Annotated in this window: 14 protein-coding genes; 2 read left to right on the plus strand and 12 right to left on the minus strand. The window is 45.4% G+C overall.

Annotated elements, in window-relative coordinates:
* Positions 1 to 119: 119 nt before the first annotated feature.
* From A6J60_RS08455 to A6J60_RS08465, 3 genes are all read right to left on the minus strand, one after another.
* A complete protein-coding gene (locus tag A6J60_RS08455; protein ID WP_096065600.1) occupies positions 120 to 926 on the minus strand; it encodes a dienelactone hydrolase family protein in 807 nt (268 codons plus the stop codon).
* Between the two features lie 80 nt (positions 927 to 1006).
* Positions 1007 to 1339 (minus strand): TIGR01244 family sulfur transferase, encoded by a 333-nt coding sequence (locus A6J60_RS08460; RefSeq protein ID WP_096065601.1) that lies wholly within the window; start codon positions 1337 to 1339, stop codon positions 1007 to 1009.
* Positions 1340 to 1434: 95 nt separating this feature from the next.
* Positions 1435 to 1761 (minus strand): beta-lactamase hydrolase domain-containing protein, encoded by a 327-nt coding sequence (locus A6J60_RS08465; RefSeq protein WP_096065602.1) that lies wholly within the window; start codon positions 1759 to 1761, stop codon positions 1435 to 1437.
* Between the two features lie 11 nt (positions 1762 to 1772).
* On the opposite strand from A6J60_RS08465, the gene A6J60_RS13385 reads away from it, so the two are divergent.
* Positions 1773 to 1946, plus strand: a complete 174-nt coding sequence (locus tag A6J60_RS13385; RefSeq protein ID WP_193778042.1) for a hypothetical protein — start codon at positions 1773 to 1775, stop codon at positions 1944 to 1946.
* Here the strand turns inward: A6J60_RS13385 and A6J60_RS08470 are convergent.
* Complete coding sequence (locus tag A6J60_RS08470) at positions 1918 to 3675, minus strand: SulP family inorganic anion transporter (RefSeq protein ID WP_096066530.1); 1758 nt, start codon at positions 3673 to 3675, stop codon at positions 1918 to 1920. The genes A6J60_RS13385 and A6J60_RS08470 overlap by 29 nt on opposite strands.
* A gap of 348 nt (positions 3676 to 4023) precedes the next feature.
* Between A6J60_RS08470 and trxC the strand changes: the two genes are divergently transcribed.
* A complete protein-coding gene (gene trxC / locus A6J60_RS08475; RefSeq protein WP_096065603.1) occupies positions 4024 to 4458 on the plus strand; it encodes a thioredoxin TrxC in 435 nt (144 codons plus the stop codon).
* 127 nt (positions 4459 to 4585) lie between these two features.
* On the opposite strand, the gene A6J60_RS08480 is transcribed toward trxC, so the two are convergent.
* The 8 genes from A6J60_RS08480 to accB form a co-directional block, all read right to left on the minus strand.
* A complete protein-coding gene (locus tag A6J60_RS08480; RefSeq protein ID WP_096065604.1) occupies positions 4586 to 5926 on the minus strand; it encodes an anhydro-N-acetylmuramic acid kinase in 1341 nt (446 codons plus the stop codon).
* Positions 5927 to 6113: 187 nt separating this feature from the next.
* A complete protein-coding gene (locus tag A6J60_RS08485) occupies positions 6114 to 6551 on the minus strand; it encodes an acetyl-CoA carboxylase biotin carboxyl carrier protein (protein ID WP_096065605.1) in 438 nt (145 codons plus the stop codon).
* 62 nt (positions 6552 to 6613) lie between these two features.
* Positions 6614 to 7825 (minus strand): NRAMP family divalent metal transporter, encoded by a 1212-nt coding sequence (locus A6J60_RS08490; protein ID WP_096065606.1) that lies wholly within the window; start codon positions 7823 to 7825, stop codon positions 6614 to 6616.
* A 157-nt stretch (positions 7826 to 7982) separates the two neighbouring features.
* Positions 7983 to 8744, minus strand: coding sequence for a 5-oxoprolinase subunit PxpA (pxpA, locus tag A6J60_RS08495; RefSeq protein ID WP_096065607.1), 762 nt, complete (start codon positions 8742 to 8744; stop codon positions 7983 to 7985).
* On the minus strand, positions 8734 to 9681 hold the full coding sequence (locus A6J60_RS08500) for a biotin-dependent carboxyltransferase family protein (RefSeq protein WP_096065608.1): 948 nt from the start codon (positions 9679 to 9681) through the stop codon (positions 8734 to 8736). The genes pxpA and A6J60_RS08500 overlap by 11 nt, the downstream gene beginning before the upstream one ends.
* Positions 9682 to 9786: 105 nt before the next feature.
* Complete coding sequence (gene pxpB, locus A6J60_RS08505; RefSeq protein ID WP_264755573.1) at positions 9787 to 10479, minus strand: 5-oxoprolinase subunit PxpB; 693 nt, start codon at positions 10477 to 10479, stop codon at positions 9787 to 9789.
* Positions 10480 to 10554: 75 nt separating this feature from the next.
* Positions 10555 to 11910: an acetyl-CoA carboxylase biotin carboxylase subunit gene (gene accC, locus A6J60_RS08510; RefSeq protein ID WP_096065609.1), complete on the minus strand. Its 1356-nt coding sequence runs from the start codon at positions 11908 to 11910 to the stop codon at positions 10555 to 10557.
* 102 nt (positions 11911 to 12012) lie between these two features.
* Positions 12013 to 12516, minus strand: a complete 504-nt coding sequence (accB, locus tag A6J60_RS08515) for an acetyl-CoA carboxylase biotin carboxyl carrier protein (protein ID WP_096065610.1) — start codon at positions 12514 to 12516, stop codon at positions 12013 to 12015.
* Positions 12517 to 12590 lie beyond the last annotated feature (74 nt).

A 12590-nucleotide genomic window follows, 5' to 3' on the forward strand; every position in this document is an offset into this window, starting at 1 on the left:
GGAGCTCCTATTGGCTTGCCAAGGTCAGATGCCTTGGCTGGCTAGATAGTAGAGTTAAAGATGACTGAGCTCTATCGCTTTGTCTATCCATGAGTTAGCTTGAGTTAGGACCTAGGTTGTTATTGATACAGGTTTTGTAAAAAGTCTAAGTAGCGATTCCATGAGCGCTGGTCGGCAGTGGCATCATATTGATCACCATCAAACTCTGTAAAGGCATGTTTTGCACCGCTATACAGGGTCATTTCATGTGGAATATTTGCCGCCTCTAGCTCTTTATTTAATTCAATAAACTGATCGACTGGCACTACATGGTCGGCTGAGCCGTGGAATAATAAAATCTGACCTTTGGTATTGCTGTAGTCTTGATGCGCTGGTGTTTTTAAGCCACCATGAAACGGCACAAACGCTTTTTGAGGAAAGCCTGAACGCGCCAACTCAAGAGCAACTTCACCACCAAAACAATAACCCATGGTCACACCATCTTGGACGTTATTGCCTTCAGCTTGAGCAGTATTTAACGCGCCTTGTAGCAGCTGACGCATCTTGTTTCGGTTATTAGCCAAATCCATCGTCAACTTCATTTTCTCATCTTCGGTTTGCGGGTGTACGCCTTTACCAAACATATCTGCTGCAAACACGTTATAGCCTTGCTCTGCCAACATATCAGCACGTTTGCGCTCATAATCAGTCACCCCATCCCAATCATGAATCATTAAGATGAACGGTGCGTTAGGCTTATCGGCTTTGGCGTAATATCCCTCATAAGCCTGATTATCGACGTTATAAGTGATATTTTTAGTGGTAATCGCTGAAGCCGCTTGGCTAGCGCCCAAAGTTAATAACCCGATTGAGGCACCAACCAGTAGTGATTTGTATTGTGTTTTAAGGGCTTTTATAGACCAGTCTTTGATTAACAATGATATCATATTTCCTTAATTTTCTTGTTTTATACAGTATCAACAAAAGGGGTGACGATTAGGCTTAGACACACGTCGGCTGCAAGGGACTAGTCGTCTAATTTATCCATCTTTTTGGCGGCTTCATATAAACCGTTTGAGCGGTTACCGGTACGGCAGAACATTAAGATAGGCTGCTCAGCTTGATTAAAGTAGTCGGCAAACTCTTCAACATGCTGGATGTTTAGCTCATTACCGGCAAATGAGATTTCTTTATAAGCCAAGCCAGCTTTTTTGGCAGCAGCTTCAATGTCAGCGCTGGTTGGCTGATCAGGTGCTTCGCCATCTGGACGGTTATTGATAATGGTTTTAAAGCCTTGGTCCGCGATTTCTTGAACTTGTTCTGGTGTGATTTGACCGGCAAAGCTTACTTGATGTGACATAAAAGCTCCTATTGGAATGTTAATTTTAAAGGGGTGAATGTTGTGTTTTAAATATTTTTTAGCTGTTTAATATTAATATCATTATTAATAATAAATTATAGTAGCCCTTGCATCAAAGCACTTTGGTAAAGTAACTTAGCGCGCGCCCCTGAGCCGCAAAACAGCATAATAGGCTTAGGTAATTGCTGATAGTGCTGGGCAAATAAGATCACAGTCTCAGCGCTTAGTCGCTCCTCATCATAAGGAATATAGGCGTACGCTAAGTTGGCCTGCTGGGCCGCGATGCTCAGCGTCTCACTTGTCGGCTGGTCAATGGTTTCATTATCAGGCCGGATATTAATCAGTGAGCGATAGCCAAAGTCAGCCAGTTTTTGGCATTGATAGGGATAGACTTGCTTATAAATCGTTAATGTATCACTCATAAGTATGAAAAATGGCCTTATTTTATGTCGTAAATTTATGTGGTAAAAAAGTAAAAACAGCAATGGCTAAAGCGATTGATGAGTGGCTGCTGACAACCGCTGACAATAGTGTGACTTGTGATGGGGTGCGACTGTTATTACGAGCACCACGCACTATTAGACAAATTCAGTGGTCTGTATCTTAGGATACTGGTCATTATTGGGATCGTCATCGGTTAATAACTCGACCGCTTGTACCGTACTCAAAAATACTCGCCCTGATAGCTCTGTAATCACAGGCGTGCTTTTAATAATATCCATCACCGGGCCTTTAATAACGCTAAAATGTAGCCGCTTTTGTTGCGCCATCAGCTCTCTATTTAGCATCGTCAGCATCTCTTGAGCGGTGAGATCAATGTGGTTAACCGCCGACATCATTAATACCAAATTAGTGGCTTTTGGATATCTGTTTAAAGCCCCTTGAATCTGAAGATGCACAGACTCGCTATTACCAAAAAATAAGCTTTCATCGACCCGCATAATCAGTAGATTATCATAAGTAATCACATCGTGACGATTTATATTACGAAAGTGTTCAGTGCCAGCCAGTCGGCCAACCACTGCAATATGAGGCTGACTAGACTGCCAGATGAGTCCTGCAAAAGAGGTGATAATACCGATGACCAAGCCAATATTTAGCCCAAATATCATAACACCCAAAAATGTGGCGCCATAATTCATCGCATCTAAGCGGTCTGTGCGCAGCGCAGTCTTTAAGGTGTCTAAATCAATCAGGCTGATAATCGACGCCATAATCATCGCGCCAAGTAACGCATAGGGCAGCGGGGCAAGACTGCGGTTTAACACCAGCAAAGCCGCTATCATCACTCCAACGGTGATAATGCTGGCCAGCGGTGTACGCGCGCCTGAGTCGACATTAATTGCGGTACGTGAAAAGCCGCCAGCAACCGGAAAGCTTTGGCTAAAGCCGCCCGCTATATTGGCCAATCCCAAGCCTCTTAGCTCGTCATTGGGCTCAAACTTCTCGCCGCGCATTCTGGCGTATGTACTGGCAACCGAACAGCTTGAAACGAAGGCAATCAGCGCAATAAGCCCAGCTCTGGGTAACAAGGTGATGATCTGTGACGGAGAGTCGAGCAGTGGTAATGTCAGCTGGGGTAGGCCATACGGTATCTCGCCTATCACCCTAATGCCATAATCGGACCAATTGCCTAAGTGGCTGGCGATGATAGCAATGATAACCACAATCAGAGGGAACAAACGCCCTGCCCATTTTGCAGCACTGTCGGGCAGCCAAGATTGCCACAACAGCTTACTGGCATAGCGATTTAACAAAAATAAGGCCAAAGTCACACCGCCAATGATTAAGGTAGGCGGATGCAAGGTATGCGCGTTGGTCACCAGTGAGTTAAGGGCGTTGGGTAGGGTGTTGCTAGAGACATTAATACCGGTTAAATACTTAGTTTGGCTAATAAAGATCAATACAGCGGCCGCACTGACAAAGCCGGCTGAGACCCCACGACTGATAAAGTGCATGATCCAGCCCAGCTTTAAGCGCCCAGCACCCCATAAGATAAGACCGACCATCAATGCCAGCAAGCTGGCTAACATTGCATATTGGGTGGTGCCTTCTTCTGCCAGGCCATGTAAGCCGCCGGCGGTCATAATGGCGGTAATTGCGACTGCACCCACTGCTTGAACATTGCTTGAGCCAATCCAGGCATAGGCCAATACCGGCACAATTGAGGAGTAAATACCATAAACCGGAGGCAGCCCAGCCAGTACCGCATAGCCTAGACTTTGCGGTATCACTAACACGCCGACTACCAAGCCAGCGATAACATCAGCCGGTAATGACTTGGCAGGATAAGGTGTCAACCAGCGGGGTATAAGTAGAGACAATGAACGAGACATAGGCATTACAATACCATTACTATGTGAAGCGGTGACAATACTATGTGGAGCAGTGAAAATGAAACCATTAAACAGATACCTATTCTATCAGTATTTGAGCCAGTAATAAGTTATTACCTTGCAACCAATTAGGCGGTGTGGATATATTTTCGATTGAATAGATAAAACACAATGGTTAATAAAACCATAACCAAATAGGACAGTACCAACTTGATATCAGCGCTACTGTAACCATTAATTAAGTATTAGAAGAATAAATATCGAAACAACTTGCAGCGTAATAAACAGACATCGCAATAACAACAACGATTTTAATCTGTATTTTTCAATTACCCTAAGGACTTTATTATGACAACTGAATCTGTTCACCTAGTTTGCCCAAACTGTGCGGCAACCAACCGCATTCCTCAAGCGCGTCTAACCGAATCGCCAAAGTGTGGTAAATGTCAGCATCAGCTACTGACTGCTAAGCCAGTGATGCTAACGGACCAAACTGCGCACAAAACCATTCAGAAAAACGATGTGTTAACCATTGTCGATTTCTGGGCGAGCTGGTGTCAGCCGTGTCATATGATGGCGCCGCAGTTTGAACAAGCGGCAGCACAATTACCGAATGTGGTATTTGCTAAGCTACAAACCGACCAATTTGAGCAAGCCGCTGCACCTTATGGTATTCGCAGCTTACCGACCATGGTTGCGTTTAAAGGCGGTAAAGAGATTGCCCGTCAATCAGGCGCATTACCTGTGAATCAAATCGTGCAGTGGGTGCAATCATTACAATAACGACAATAAATAATCAGGTTAGCCGGCTATAGCATCTAGATTGTTTTAGATGACTAGCATTCAAAAACCGCCAATCAGTGAATGATTGGCGGTTTTTTATTAATGATATGGTTCACGCGGTCATAATCTAAGCAAAGCACACTTGGCCTAAAACAACCGCTTTGCTCGCGCCAGTCACCGCAGGCAGGTTGCCAGTTTCACCCATGATGGTTTGACGTGCCAGCCACGCAAATGCCATCGCTTCTACCCAAGTTGGGGCAATGCCAAAATCTTGACTGGTTAATACGCGCCATTGCGGCAGTAATTCAGCGATTTGCTTAAGCAGATGACCGTTATAGGCGCCGCCACCACAGACGACTAGCTCGCCTTGTGTCATGTCGAGACGCTCGGCTTCGGCTTTAATAGCATCAGTCAATGTCTGCGCAGTGAGCATGGTTAGCGTGGCTTGGACGTCGGCAGGGCTAAGCGCTTGTTGCTGTTCGATATCAAGCTCAGCGATTTGAGCATTGAGCCAGTTTAAGTTGAAGTCTTCACGGCCAGTACTCTTAGGTGTCGGCAGCGTGAAATATTCGTGAGCGAGAAGTTGATCTAACAAGGCTTGGTTCACCGAGCCAGAACGTGCCCACTGTCCGTCTTTATCATATAACGGTTCAAACTCTGCATTATCAAAGTCGCCTTTGATTGTGCTAACGTGATGTTGATACCACGCATCTAGCAAGATGTTGGCAGGGCCAGTGTCATAGCCAGTAACTTGCTCAGCGTCGTTGGCAGGCAAGAGTGTGATATTGGATATACCGCCTAGATTGACCACGATACGGTGTTTGTCTGAGGCTGATTCGTCGATTGTTGTCGTTGATGCTGTATTGCCAAACTGTGCCAAATGAAATGCAGGAGCAAGTGGTGCACCTTGGCCACCCACTGCCATATCACGGCGTCTAAAATCTGTGACCACGCTAATACCTGTGCGTTCTGCGATAATATTCGGATCGACAAGCTGTAAGGTAAAGTTAAGCTTCGGGCGATGGCGTACAGTTTGACCATGACAGCCAATGGCTAAAATTGATTCAGCCGAAATGCCGGATTGTTCTAACAGCTCATTGACCACGGTACTGGCAAATTTGGCATACTCACAACTTGCCCAGCCAAACCACTCTAATTCACTGTGTGGTTGTTGCTCTAAGATAGTGTTTTTAACAGGATGTGCTAAGTCATTGGTACCATTTGGCTGACATAAAGCAAGCAGGGTATCACGCAAATTCTCTGGAAATGCTTTGCTGTGGGTCGCAACTATTTTGTTGTCTTGAACTTCATCAAATTGGCAAATCACCGCATCCATACCGTCTAGGCTAGTGCCTGACATCATGCCGATATAATAGCCACTGTCGAAGCTATCAAATAAGGTTTCAGAAAAAGCCTGTTCAAAATCATCAAAGGTTGGGGTGTCGTTATCGGTCATAGATTGGGTCATAAGATAGGTGCCGTGCTTTAAAATGTAAGTATGCTGATTATAGGCTGATTAACATGAGCTGTAAAAGGGCAGACTGTAATAGGGGTGATACTTGCTCAAAAATTGGTCGTAAAAAAGGCTATAAAGAAATGATTCTTTATAGCCTTTTAGCTTAATTCAATTAAATTCAGCTAAGAGATACGTTCGCTTATTTGAGTTTAATCAACGGCTGACCGTATTCAACGCCATCACCGGTTTCGGCTAAGATTTCATCAACCGTACCAGCAATTTTGCTTTCAACAGGCATCAGTTTGCTTAACACATCGATATAGGCCACGGTTTGGCCCACTTCGATATTGTCACCTACTTCAACCAAAAGCTCAGGACCACCATCTGGGCTAAATTGTATATAACCCACATAAGGTGCGCTGATGATTGCAGCCGCCGAGTCAGCTGGTTTATTAGCATTGTCGTTGGCTAGGTTTGACGCTTTGCTGCTTTGAGATGCCGTTTGAGCGGCAGACATAGGTTGGCCAGCCAAACGATTCACCACAGTGATCGATTTTGCACCATCAGCCACAGTCACTTGTTGCACGTGACTGCGCTCAACACGTTGTACCAATTTTTCAATAATCTCTATGTCCATTTTAAAACCTCAAAGCCGATAAACGAAACTGTATAAATTCACTTAATTGTGTAAGCTGGTTGTTAGCCACTGAAATATTTAATCAGTGTCATTAAGCTTAGACCACTCATGATAATAGCGATGACCCAACCAAATGCAGCAATCCATATTGGATGCTTATAATCACCAACAATATTCTTTCTGTACGCTGCGATTAGGATAATAATCATCGCAATCGGTAGAATTAGACCGTTTAGTGTACCAGCCAATACCAATAACTGCGCAGGCTTACCAATGGTCGCAAATACGAGCGTAGAGGTCAGAATAAATCCGATAATAAAGAAGCGCTTATTGCGTTCGATAAACGGATGGAAGTTAGACATAAATGACACAGAAGTATAAGCAGCACCGATCACTGATGTTACAGAAGCGGCCCAGATAACGATACCAAAGATGATCTTACCAACATTACCTAAAATGTGCTGGAATGGCGACATTGCAGGGTTAGATGGGTCTAGAGCGATACCTTGTGATACCACGCCTAATACCGCTAAGAATAGGAACACACGCACGATAGAGGCGATTAAAATACCCGATACCGAACTGCGCGTTACTGATGGTAGGTTCTCTTCACCACTGATGCCCGCTTCTAATAGACGGTGAGCGCCTGAGAAGGTGATATAACCACCAACCGTACCACCAACTAGGGTAACAATGGCCATCGCATCAATTTTGCTTGGCATCACTGTACGAGCGACTGCTTCAGCAAACGGAGGGTCTGACTTAAACATCACATAAATGATAAGAATCAATAAGATAAAGCCCATTAACTGGGTGAACTTATCCATTAATGGGCCAGACTCTCGGCTCAAGAAGATAGCAATGGCGATGACACCACTGATTAATGCACCGGTGATTGGCGAGATATTAAACATAGCGTTCATACCGAGGCCAGCGCCGCCGATATTACCAATGTTAAATGCCAGACCGCCGAGAACGACCAAGAAGGTTAAAAAATAACCCACACCTGGGAATACCAAGTTGGCCACTTCTTGGGCGCGCATTTTAGATACTGCAATCACACGCCAAACGTTTAGCTGTACACCGATATCCATGATAATAGATACTAGGATTACAAAGCCAAAGCTTGCCATTAAACTTTCGGTAAAAGTTGCCGTTTGGGTTAAAAACCCAGGACCGACCGCACTGGTTGCCATCAAAAAGGCAGCACCCAGTATGGCGGTGTTGTTCTTTTTAAGAGTGCTCTTCCTTAATGCTTTTTCTGATTTGTTCATAAACTTCCTTGTTGGAATGAAGGGCATGGGATAATACAAGAGCGGTATTGAGTGCCCGTCTTGCCTGTCACAAACTCTGTAATAGACAGAGTTATCGTGATTGTTTCTTTTAATCTAAATAATTTGATACGAATAAATTCCTGTTGGGCAAAGCGGCTTATGCCGTAATCGCAATGCCTTGTTGTTGTAATTTGGCTTTAATGTCAGCAGCAAACTGCACCGCGTGTTCACTGTCGCCATGTAAGCAGATGCTCTGAGCTTCTACCGGCACTTTAACGCCATCAACGCTGGTCACATAACCTTCAGTAATCATCTGTAGCGCATGCTGTGTGGCTTGCTCAGGGTCTGTGATGAGTGCGTTGTCTTTAGTACGTGATACCAAAGAGCCATCGCTTTCGTAGTTTCTATCAGCAAACACTTCTGAGATTGACGTCATGCCATGTTGTTTGGCAACGCTAATCAGATAGCTGCCTGACAGCCCCATAACCGCAAGATTTGGGTCAAAGCGTTTGATTTCGCTAATAACGATGTTGGCTAAATGTTCATCTTTAGCGGCTTGGTTATACAAAGCACCATGCGGTTTAACATAGCTCAGCTCAACGCCAACTAGGTCACATACTGCCTTTGCGGCGCCCAGCTGATAGCTGATAAGCGCACGATATTCGTCATCACTTAATTCTTGTGCGATACGCCCAAAGTTCTCTTTGTCATCAAGCCCAGGGTGTGCACCGACACGAACGTTGTTCTCTTTCGCCAGTTGCAAAGTGCGCAGCATATGCTGATAGGAGCCTGCGTGTAGTCCGCAGCTAACATTGGCTGAGCTGACAATACCCATTAGCGCATCGTCTTGACCACAGCCTTCGGCCACATCAGCGTTTAAGTCGACACTGGCGTTGTTCGCATTTGTATTAATTGTCATTTGCATATCTCCTAATGCGCTCAATGTAGTGCTGTCTTTGTTGACGAGCCTCTAGAGCGTCTTCCATTGATATCAATTCAAAACGGCAATGTTGTCCAAAGCGGGTTTGTGCCATCAGCCCAATATCGGCTTCGATGACGGTCGCTATCTTAGGGTAGCCGCCTGTGGTTTGCGCATCAGCCATCAATACAATCGGCTGACCTTGTGGCGGTACTTGAATCATGCCGGCAGCCACACCGTGTGAGCCCATGCTGATATCTTCAATCGGTTTTAATGCCACATCACCAACGCAGCGGTAGCCCATACGGTTACTGCTGGTATCCACTTTCCAGTTTTGCTGCACGAGGCGCATTTTTGATGCGTCATCGAAGCAGTCGTATTCGCTGTTTTTGACAATACGAATCACGTTATGTGCGTCGGCATCGTTATCACTAAATATACGTGCAACACCGATAACCGGTAATGGCGTGTGCGGCGTGGTCTTTAAGGTTATTTCATCACCTTGTTGTAAGAATCGACCGTCTTTGCCGCCAAACTCAGCTTTGGTATTGGTACTGGCCGAGCCAAGTACTGGCTCGATATCAAATCCGCCTTGTACACATAAATAGGCATACATACCTTGCAGTGGGCGAACCAACTTTAAGGTTTGACCGGCTTTGGCATTGATACGCCAGTAGCCATAAACACGGGTGTCGTCTAAATAAGCTTCATAAATAGCACCGGTTAAACAAAAACACGTATCTTGGCTAAACTGAATCTCCATAGCACCCAGCGCAAACTCGATAGCAGGCTCGTCCAGCTCGTTTTTCATGAGAGCATTGCCGGCTTGTAGTGCCCACGGATCCATGACACCGTTGGTGCCAATGCCTAAGCCGCGAAAGCCAAAGCGTCCCTTATCTTGAATGCTTGCGAGTGCGTTTAAGGCTAAAATTTTCATTGTGATTGCCTGTTTCTGGTTCTTATTAATGTATGGCGCTTATTGTTTATTATGTGTGCTTATTCGTTATCACACTAATTAGTTATAGTGCCTAATTGGGCTTGGTTATGCATCGTGAATATCGATGGCTTTAAACTGAAGCGTATCGCCCGCACTTAATGCGGTTGGCGGTGTTTGGGTTAAATCAAACAGTGGCATCTCAGTTTGTCCCAAAAGCTGCCAGCCGCCAGGTGACGAGAACGGATAAACGCCCGTTTGCTCACCGCCGATACCAACTGAACCTGCCGGAACCTTGGTACGCGGGGTCTCACGTCTTGGGAAGTGCAGTTTTTCAGATAAGCCGCCCAAATACGGGAAACCTGGCTGAAAGCCAATAAAGTAAACGGTATAAGTCGCTTCTGTGTGCAAACGAACCACTTCTTCAACTGATAGTCCAAGCGACTCTGCCATTGGTTTTAAGTCAGGGCCATATTGACCGCCGTAATGCACCGGAATTTCAATATGCTTGCCTTGAATGTCTTTGGCGTCAGTATCTTGGCTGATATCCGCAAGCTGCTGTTGCAAATCATTGAGCTCGTTAAAACTCAAAGGCTTGGTAAACACGCTAAGCGCATTCATACCAATAATGACCTCAACCACGGCATCAAGCTGCTCAATACGATCTGCCAATGCCCAACAGGTTTGCTGCTTTTCGAGCGTAATCGGCGGCTGCATGTACAGCGCAAGACTGGTTTCACTACACAGTTGCCACTGCATGGCTGAGTTATTATTGTCTGTTTGGGCTGTGGGCGTTTGCATCGTTTGCATCCTTTGTATTCGAGCTATCTTTAATCTTTAAAAACAGGCGTCTTTTAAAGTCAGTGAACTTGAGAGTTAATGATTCGAGATATTCTTCTCAATCCACTGTTCTAAATAGTGAATACTCACTTGACCCTGTTTAAAGCCTTCATCTGTAAACAAACGCTGATGCAAAGCAATATTGGTGTCGATACCTTCAATCTTGGCTTCGCTTAAAGTCGCTTGCATGCGTTTGATGGCATCCTTACGCGTTAAGCCATGCACACAAATTTTGGCAATTAAGCTGTCATAAGAGGGCGGTACGGTATAACCGGTCTCAATGTGACTGTCGACACGCACACCAAAGCCCGCTGGCAGGTGACAGTAGCTAATACGACCTGGCGTTGGCATAAAGGTATACGGGTTTTCAGCATTAATACGGCATTCAAACGCATGGCCTGAGAAAGTGATATCTTCTTGCTTATAGGGTAGCGGTTGGCCCGATGACACCAAGATTTGGGCTTGGATAATATCAATGCCAGTAATCAGCTCACTAATGGTGTGCTCTACCTGAATACGGGTATTCATCTCGATAAAGAAGAACTCGCCGTTTTCAAATAAGAACTCAAACGTACCTGCGCCAACATAATTCATGGTCTGACAGGCTTTAACGCACGCTTCACCAATTTGGCGACGCTGCTCTTCAGTGATGCCCGGTGCTGGCGCTTCTTCAATGATTTTTTGATGACGGCGCTGCATCGAGCAGTCTCGCTCACCCAAGTGAATGGCATGACCGTGCTTATCTGCTAATACTTGAACCTCGACATGGCGTGGCTTTTCAAGATAACGCTCCATATAAACCACAGAGCTACCAAAGTTAGCATCCGCTTCGCTACGGGTCACAGCAATAGCGTTAATCAGCTCACTTTCTTTGTGGACCACACGCATACCACGGCCGCCACCGCCACTGGCTGCTTTAATAATCACCGGATAGCCGACTTCTGCGGCCAGTTTAATAATGGCATCGTTGTCGTGAGGCAGTGCGCCTTCAGAGCCAGGCACACAAGGTACGCCTGCTAATATCATTTGTCGTTTTGCTTCGACCTTATCGCCCATTTGACGAATGTTTTTGGCTGTTGGGCCAATAAAGGTCAGGCCTGCTTGCTCAATACGCTCTGCAAACTGTGCATTTTCTGCTAAAAACCCATAACCAGGATGAATCGCTTCAGCACCTGTCATCAAGGCTGCAGACAAGATAGCATCTTGATTCAAATAGCTTTTATTGGCAGGAGCAGGGCCGATGCACACGCTTTCGTCGGCTAGACGGACGGCCATGGAGTCTTTGTCCATTTCAGAGTAGACCACGACAGAGTCGATACCCATTTTTTTACAGGCCCGCACAATACGCAGCGCGATTTCGCCACGGTTAGCAATAAGAATCTTTTTAAACATGACTGCTTCCTAGCATTTTTTAGACACAATAATTATTAATAGATACAGTGATTATTAAACAAGCAAATGACATATAAATGGTGATTTATAGTGGCACTAAAATCAGCTGCTGTGCGTTTCAAATAACTTCTGACCAAAGTCGACCACATCGCCTTCAGTGATTAAGATACGGTCAATCACACAGTCGCTTTCCGCTTTGACCTCATGCATGATTTTCATCGCTTCAATCACACACAGCGTGTCACCGGCGCTGACGCTATCGCCTTCATTAACAAACACATCAGCGCTTGGCTCTGAGCGCAAATAGAAGGTACCCATCATCGGCGCCACAATCGCATCGCCTTCAGGAGCAGTATCTGTTTCAGCTTTGGTGTCTGCTGATATCTCTGAAGCAGCTTGCTGACTAGCAGTACTGTCATTAGACACACGGCTGGTCGATTGTGCGACCTGTGCGGTTGAGCTACTGACGTTTGAGCTGTTATCAGAAACCGACTGGCGTACCACCACGTGGATACGTTGCTCGCCATCAACAACTTCAAGAGATTCGATATCAGAACGCTCGGCAAGCGCAATGATTTTTTCTACATCATCAAAATTAATATTCATGAGAGTCACTTAATTATTTCGAGGGTTTATTTACAGAGGTTTGTCTGGGCCTTGGCAACGGTGAGTGCATATAA

Source organism: Psychrobacter sp. FDAARGOS_221, from assembly GCF_002313155.2.
Lineage (GTDB): Bacteria > Pseudomonadota > Gammaproteobacteria > Pseudomonadales > Moraxellaceae > Psychrobacter.